The sequence below is a fragment of the Streptomyces sp. NPDC054956 genome (genome assembly GCF_053609185.1).
Map to the genome: position 1 here is coordinate 1 of NZ_JBSGXB010000373.1, position 6,492 is coordinate 6,492.

7 protein-coding genes are annotated in these 6,492 nt (G+C 73.4%); all 7 read right to left on the minus strand.

What is annotated here, in order from left to right; all coding sequences use genetic code 11:
- The coding region (locus ACWGDE_RS34355) for a phage tail protein (protein WP_453392977.1) at positions 1-400 on the minus strand (400 nt) is incomplete at its 3' end.
- Positions 397-2,418 carry a putative baseplate assembly protein gene (locus ACWGDE_RS34360; protein WP_453392978.1) on the minus strand — a complete coding sequence of 674 codons (2,022 nt, stop codon included), beginning with the start codon at positions 2,416-2,418 and terminating at the stop codon, positions 397-399. The genes ACWGDE_RS34355 and ACWGDE_RS34360, both read right to left, overlap by 4 nt.
- Positions 2,418-2,861 (minus strand): GPW/gp25 family protein, encoded by a 444-nt coding sequence (locus ACWGDE_RS34365; protein WP_453392979.1) that lies wholly within the window; start codon positions 2,859-2,861, stop codon positions 2,418-2,420. The genes ACWGDE_RS34360 and ACWGDE_RS34365 overlap by 1 nt, the downstream gene beginning before the upstream one ends.
- 7 nt (positions 2,862-2,868) lie before the next feature.
- Entirely contained in the window at positions 2,869-3,150 is a 282-nt protein-coding gene (locus tag ACWGDE_RS34370; RefSeq protein WP_453392980.1) for a PAAR domain-containing protein, read from the minus strand.
- 26 nt (positions 3,151-3,176) lie between these two features.
- Positions 3,177-5,036, minus strand: coding sequence for a VgrG-related protein (locus ACWGDE_RS34375; protein ID WP_453392981.1), 1,860 nt, complete (start codon positions 5,034-5,036; stop codon positions 3,177-3,179).
- A 3-nt stretch (positions 5,037-5,039) separates the two neighbouring features.
- Complete coding sequence (locus ACWGDE_RS34380) at positions 5,040-5,795, minus strand: CIS tube protein (RefSeq protein WP_453392982.1); 756 nt, start codon at positions 5,793-5,795, stop codon at positions 5,040-5,042.
- Positions 5,796-5,810: 15 nt separating this feature from the next.
- Positions 5,811-6,245, minus strand: coding sequence for a phage tail protein (locus tag ACWGDE_RS34385; RefSeq protein ID WP_453392983.1), 435 nt, complete (start codon positions 6,243-6,245; stop codon positions 5,811-5,813).
- Positions 6,246-6,492 lie beyond the last annotated feature (247 nt).

Genomic DNA, 6,492 nt, shown 5'->3' on the forward strand with positions numbered 1-6,492 from the left:
GTACCAGGAGGTACGGCTGCGCGGAGCCGGGCAGGGGGGCGCCGGGAGTCGCGGACCAGGTGGCGGCTCCGCTCTCCTCGATCTCGGGGGTGAACCCGAAGACCTGGCGGACCTGTTCGGCGAGGCCGGCCCCGGTGCCGCGGCGGGCGTGGGCGGCCACGGCTCCCGGAACGTCCCCGTCGGCTCCCACCCAGGCGCCGAGGAGGGCGGTGAAGTCGGCGGGGGCCAGGCCCGGGTCGAAGTACGCGGGCAGGCAGTCGAGGACGGCCAGTACGGGTGCGATCACCTCGTCCAGGCTCTCGGTGATGCGCTGGGCGAGGTCGTCCTCGGCGTACACGGCGGGGAGTTGGGCGCCGAGCGGGTGCCGGGAGGTCAGGCCGGGGACCAGCCGCCGGTTCACCGCTGGTCCACCCTGACCTGGTGGTCGTAGCTGAAGGCGAGGGAGCCGGGGCCGAGGACGATCCGGTCGGCGGGTTCCCCGCGCCGGCGGGTCTCCAGGTCGGCCGGGAAGAGCCGTACGCTCTCCACCGACTCGACGCCGGGCACCTGTTCGAGGACCGCCCAGACGGCTCCGGTGTGCACGGCCCGGCCGAACGGCCAGCCGGCGCCGTCGGGTCCGCCGGTCAGTGGGTTGACCTGCCGGTAGAGGGCGGCGAGCGCGGCCCGCTGGACGCGGGCGGCCGGGATGCCGTCGGCGGCGCGCAGGACGGCGACGACGGTGACGCCCTGGTAGTAGGGCGGTTCGACGACGAGCCGGGTGCCGAGCATCCGCCGGGCGTCCAAGTGGGCCGACACGGAAGCGAGTAGCTCGGGCGGGCAGGCCATCCGGGCGAATTCCAGGCGGCCTTCGCCGTCGTCCTCGGCGGCCGGTACGAGCAGCACGCGCACGCCGCCGGGGCCCGCCTCGGGGGCTTCGACGCAGCGGACGCGGGCGACTTCGGGGGCGGCCTGCCGGGTGAGGTACTCGAAGTCCTCGGCGGTGACGGCCCGTTCACGGGTGCGCAGTTCCATGGCCCCGCGCAGGCGGGCGTTGGCCACGTCCTCGCCGTCGACCCCGCCGCCGGCGGCGCGGCGGTTCTCCACGCGGGCGATGTAGGGGATGGAGCTGCGCAGCACGCTCAGGGTGCGGCGGGCCACGTTGCCGCGCCGCCCGCCGCCGGTCAGGTACGGGCGGGCGCGGACCGGGACGCCCTTGGCGGGTACGGCACCGTACTGGCGCAGGGAGCCGTCGGCCTCGCGCACGGCGGGGCCGAAGGTGATCTCGCCGGTGGCCCGGTCGACGCCGATGTGCCGGGACCGGGGGCCCGATTCGCCGAAGTGCGGGACCTCGGTCCAGTCCACCCAGCCTTCGGAGGGGCTGTGGGTCTCCACGGTGAAGGGCAGCCCGCCCGCGATCACCGGGGTCCGGTCGAGGGTGAAGCTCTGGCCGGGGACGCCTTCGGAGACTCCGAGGAGCTGCTCGCCGACCTGTTCGGCGTGGACGGCGGGCGCGGTGCCGCCGATGGTGAAGGCCTCGGCGGAGAGCAGGGAGGGGGCCGCCGAGTACGTGCGCTGCCCTTCGGCCGGGGCGACGACCACGCAGCGCAGCCAGCCGGCGCGGCGGCGGGCCTCGGCGGAGGCCAGGTGGTTGTCGGGGAGCTGGATCAGCACGTCGCCGGGCCGGTTGAAGCCGCCGGTGCCGTCGCGGTCGACCTCGCAGCGGGTCCAGCCCTCGCCGGTCCACGCCTCCCAGGCGAGCGGGGGCCGTTCGGGGTCGATGCCGTGGCCGGCGACGGGGAAGTCCAGGCGGAGCGCGACCACGCAGGAGGGCGCGGCCTCGGAGAGCCCGAAGTAGAGGGCGTCGCCCGGGCGGGGCACGGGCGAGAAGCAGGGGACTCCGCGTCCGGTGGCGAGCTCGGGGCCGCGGTCGGTCAGGACGGCGGGGGTCGCGGGGGTGCCGGGGCCGGGTCCTCCCGGCGCCTTGGACAGGGCGCCGCCGGGGGCCGCGGCCGGTTCGGCCGTGCCGGTGGCGAGGACCGACAACTCGACCGGGACCAGCGCGAGTTCCCGTACGGTCGAGAAGATCACCGCCTCGTCGGTCTCGGTGCGCGTGGTGGCGACCTCGCTGCCCTCGCGGATGCGGACGGTCTCGGGCTGGGGTGCCGACAGCCAGAACGTGACGTCGGTACGGGCCGCCGAGGGCGGGTTGAGGGTGAGCCCGATCAGGTCGAGGAAGGCCACGTGGTTCTTGTCCGGCACCCGGTTGAGCCGGTAGATCAACTGGTCGGTCATGTGGGCGAAGGCCTCGATGAGCGTGACCCCGGGGTCGGAGACGTTGTGGTCGCTCCATTGCGGGCAGCGCTGCTGGACCATCCGCTTGGCCTCGTCCACGAGGTCCTGGAAGCGGCGGTCGTCGAGGTTGGGACGGGGCAGCGCCATCAGCCGCCGCTCCCTTCGATGCCGGTGCCGGTGGTGGACGCGGGTGAGCCGTGGGCGGGGATCACGTAGAACGGGAAGACCAGGTTGCGGGGGGTGTTGGAGCCGCGCGGGGCGTAGCTGATGTCGATGTAGAGGGTGCCGGCCTCCACGGCGTCGAAGCTGACGGTCACGTCGACGAGCCGGATCCTGGGTTCCCACCGCTCCAGCGCGGTGCGCACCTCGTAGCCGATCTGTGCGGCGGTGGCCGCGTCGGCCGGGGCGAAGACGTGGTCGTGGATGGCGCAGCCGAACTGCGGGCGCATCGGGCGCTCCCCCGGCGCGGTGCCCAGGATCAGCCGCATGCTCTCCTCGATCTCCTGCTCGCGGCGCACCAGCGCGATGGCCCCGGTCGCGTCGGTGCGCAGCGGGAAGGCCCAGCCGGCTCCGATGAACTGCTCCCCCACGGCCCGTTCACCCGCCGATCAGGACGGTGGGGGCGCCCATGACGATCGGCGCGCCGCACGCGGCCATGTCGCCCATGCGGGCGGCGGGCAGACCGCCGATGAGGACGGTCGGGCAGCCGGGCGGGGCGATGACCGAGGGCGGGTGGACGGCGGGGGGCGGGAAGGAGCAGATGTGCGGGGTGGACACCACGGCCGCCGGCATGCCGCCGATCAGGACGGTGGGCACTCCGGGCGGCCCGATCACCCCGGGATGGCCGGTGGGGTCCCCGACGCGTGCGGCTGGCGGCATATCGCTGATCTCCTCGGTTCCGGCGGCTAGTTGATGCGGACGAGCGCGGCGCTGATCGACAGGCTGGCGCCGCCCTTGAGTTCGGTGCTGGCCTGGCCGTTGACCGCGACGGTGGTGCCCTTGACGTCGACCTGGCCGTTGGTCCGGAGCTTCAGCGCGCCCGCACCCCCGTCGACCTCCACTCCGGCCTGGGCGGTGATCTGTACCGACTGGCCCTTGAGTTCGAGCTTTCCGGTGCCCGCGTCCATCGCGATGCCCTGCTGCGCCTTCACCGTCACCTTGTCCTTGGCCTCGATCTCGACGGTTCCGTCGCTGTGCACGGTGACGGAGGTGTTCTGCTGGTCGAGGTGGAGGGTGAGCTTCCCGTCGCCGGTGGCCAGGCGCACACCCTTGGGTCCGCGCGCGCAGTCCAGCAGCTCCAGCCGGTTTCCCGAACGGGACACCAGGGAGCGGCGGTTGGTGGATCCGCTGGTGGAGTCGACGAGCGGGGCCTCGTGGTCGGAGGGCTTGTCCTGGCCGTTGTAGAGCCCGCCGATGACGTACGGGTGGTCCACGCGGCCCTGTTCGAAGCCGACGAGCACCTCGTCGCCCACCTCGGGGCCGAAGATCCCGCCGCCTCCCTTGCCCCCGAGGTCGGCGGTCCGGGCCCAGTCGCTCACGTACTCCCCGTCCAGCCAGGGGAAGGCCAGTTTGACCCGGCCCCGGTCCTCGGGGTCCCGGGTGTCGGTCACGGTCGCGTTGACCAGGCCCCCGATCCGGCCCCGGTCTCCGCCCGGGCCCGATCCGCCGCCGGAGGCGAGGCCGTGGAGCGAGCGGTTGGAGCGGCCGCCGACCGTGAGCCAGGTCTGGTAGCCGGTCTGCGGGTCGAAGACGTGGCGGCTCGCGGAGATCGTGTACTTGCCCTCGAAGGGCGCCCCGACGTTGGTGAGGGTGACGGCGGTGCCCGCCCGCAGCCTCGGCATGCCCATCGCGACGGCGTCGAGCTCCGCGAAGGAACCGGCGAGGTCGGCGGCGAGGGACTTCGCGGCCTGGTCGGCCTCGGCCTGGGTGCGGTACGGGGTGTCGGTGGCCAGGAACAGCGCGTCGCCGAAGGCGTCGGCCGCCTGCTGGGGGGTCAGGCCGAGGTCGAGCCGGTCGCTGCGGCCCGCGGGGGCCCGGCCGACGACGGCCGCCTTCGCCTGGACGTCCCAGCCGCGCACCTCCACCTGCTGGACCTGGTCGGCCGCGGTCACCGAGGCGTGGCAGCTGAGCAGGTTCCGCCCGAACTCCAGGACGTACGGGCTCGCCTGGGGCCGGGTGGACGCGGCGGGCGCGGCCTCCGCCCTGGCCGGCACCCGGAAGAAGAAGCGGCCCTCCAGTACGCCGACCTCGGCTCCCGCGAGGTCGGCCAGCCGGTGCAGGAACTCCCAGTCGGTGATGCCCGGTTGCGCCAGGTGCTCGTACACGGTGCTGGTCGTGTCGACGGAGCCGACGGGAAGTCCGGCCCGCCGGGCGACCTGGACGGCCACGTCGGAGGCGGTCATCTGGCGGTATCCGGTGACCCGGCGGCCCCGGAAGAAGCGGTGCGCGTGGTCGAGGCCGCGTACGACGGTGAAGGTGCCGGTGGCGTCGAGGTCGATCTCGACCGCCGTGACCTCCCCCGAGACCAGGAGCTGGCGCTGCGGGTCGTCGGCGGCCCGCGCGAAGAGTTTGACGGGGCTGCCGAGGGTGAACCCGGCGGCACGCAGGGCGAGATGGTGGGGGTCGCGGAAGCGCAGCACGAACAGGTCGGGCAGTTCGGTGCTGTCGTCCACGTACGCCGACACCAGCGTCTGCGCGACCGGCTCGGGCAGCGCCTGCCCGGCGACCTCGACGGCGAGGCTGTTGACGAAGCTCTCTCCGGCCATGGATCAGTTCAGCTCCTCGGCACCGGGAAGCAGCAGTTCGGTGCCGGGCTCCAACCGCATCGGGTCGTCGATGCCGTTGGCCTCGGCGATGTGGCGCCAGGCGGTCGCGTCCCCGTACTCCCGCCAGGCGAGCAGCGCGAGGGTGTCCCCCGTGACCACACGGTGCACGCGGCGTGCGGCGAGCGCCCCTGAGGTGGGGTTCTGGCCGGGCATGGGTCCGCTGAGTTCCTCCAGGGTGACCTGGCAGACGGCGCGGATCGGGATCCCGCCGGGAGTGAACAGCGTGTACTTCGCCTGCACTTGGCTGACGTAGCCGACGAACCCGGTGAGTCCGCCCCAGCGCAGGATCACCCAGGGCGGGACGCCCTGCTTCTGCTGGTGCGTCTCCGGGGTGGCCACGCAGCAGGCGAGCAGCTTCTCCACGGCCGCCACCACCCGGCCGTCCTGGTCGGCGCTCGCGTCGAAGAACATCTCCAGGGTCAGCTTTGCGGCGCCGGGTCCCTTGAACTCGGCGGGGCCGGCGGTGGCCGCGCCCTTGGCGGGCTTGCGCTCCCACTGGGCGGACTTGGCGAGGCTCAGTTCCTTGGGGTTGAACTGGAAGTCGATCCGCCCCATCCTCGGCCCGGCCGGGCCGGCCCCACCGTCGGCGGGCGGTTCGCGCAACTCCAGCCAGGCCCGCTCCAGTTTGGGGCGGGGCCCGGAGCCGCCGGAGGCGGGGGAAGCCGAGGCGATGAAGGCGACGGGCTGGTGCAGGGACATGTCCGCAGTCCTCCTCTATCGGCCCGCGTTGAGGAAACCGTGGTGGGCGATCTCCAGGGTTTCGGTGGCGACCTTGACGGTCTCGGGGTTGAGGGAGGGCCCGGTCCAGCGCACGGGAACCACGTCCATCAGGCTCCAGCGGGCGACGACGGTCCCGTCGAGCGTCATGGCGCTGATGTGGGCGGTTTTGCGGGGTATCCCGCCGAGCATGCCGGACAGCCAGCGGGTGACCAGTTCGGTGTCGCGGGTGACCGGACGGGTCAGCTTGATGTTGGAGTACTTGATCCGGGTGGGGAGTTGCCAGACGTATCCGTTGTTCCCGCCCTCTTCGCGCTGCTCCATGACGACCTCGCAGCCGAGGCCCTCGCAGCTGTTGAAGGAGCCGAGGCTGATGTTGTCGATCTCGACCATGAAGCACACGCTGACGGCGGGATCCTGTTGCCGGGCCATGTCGCTGTCCGCTCTCCTTCCGTCTCTCAGCCTGGTCTGTGAGTAGCTGGTCTGTGAGTAGCCGGCCTGTCAGTGCCTGCGATCGAGCCGTACGCCGGCCCGCTCGCGGTCGAGCCGCAGTTCCGCGCGGAGCAGCCGGCCGAGGGGGCCGATGAGACGGCGGACGAGCTCGTCGGTGCTGGGTTCCGCGGGGGCGGGTACGGGTGCGGGTGCCGCCGCGGGCGGGGGTACGGGTGGGGCGGGGGCC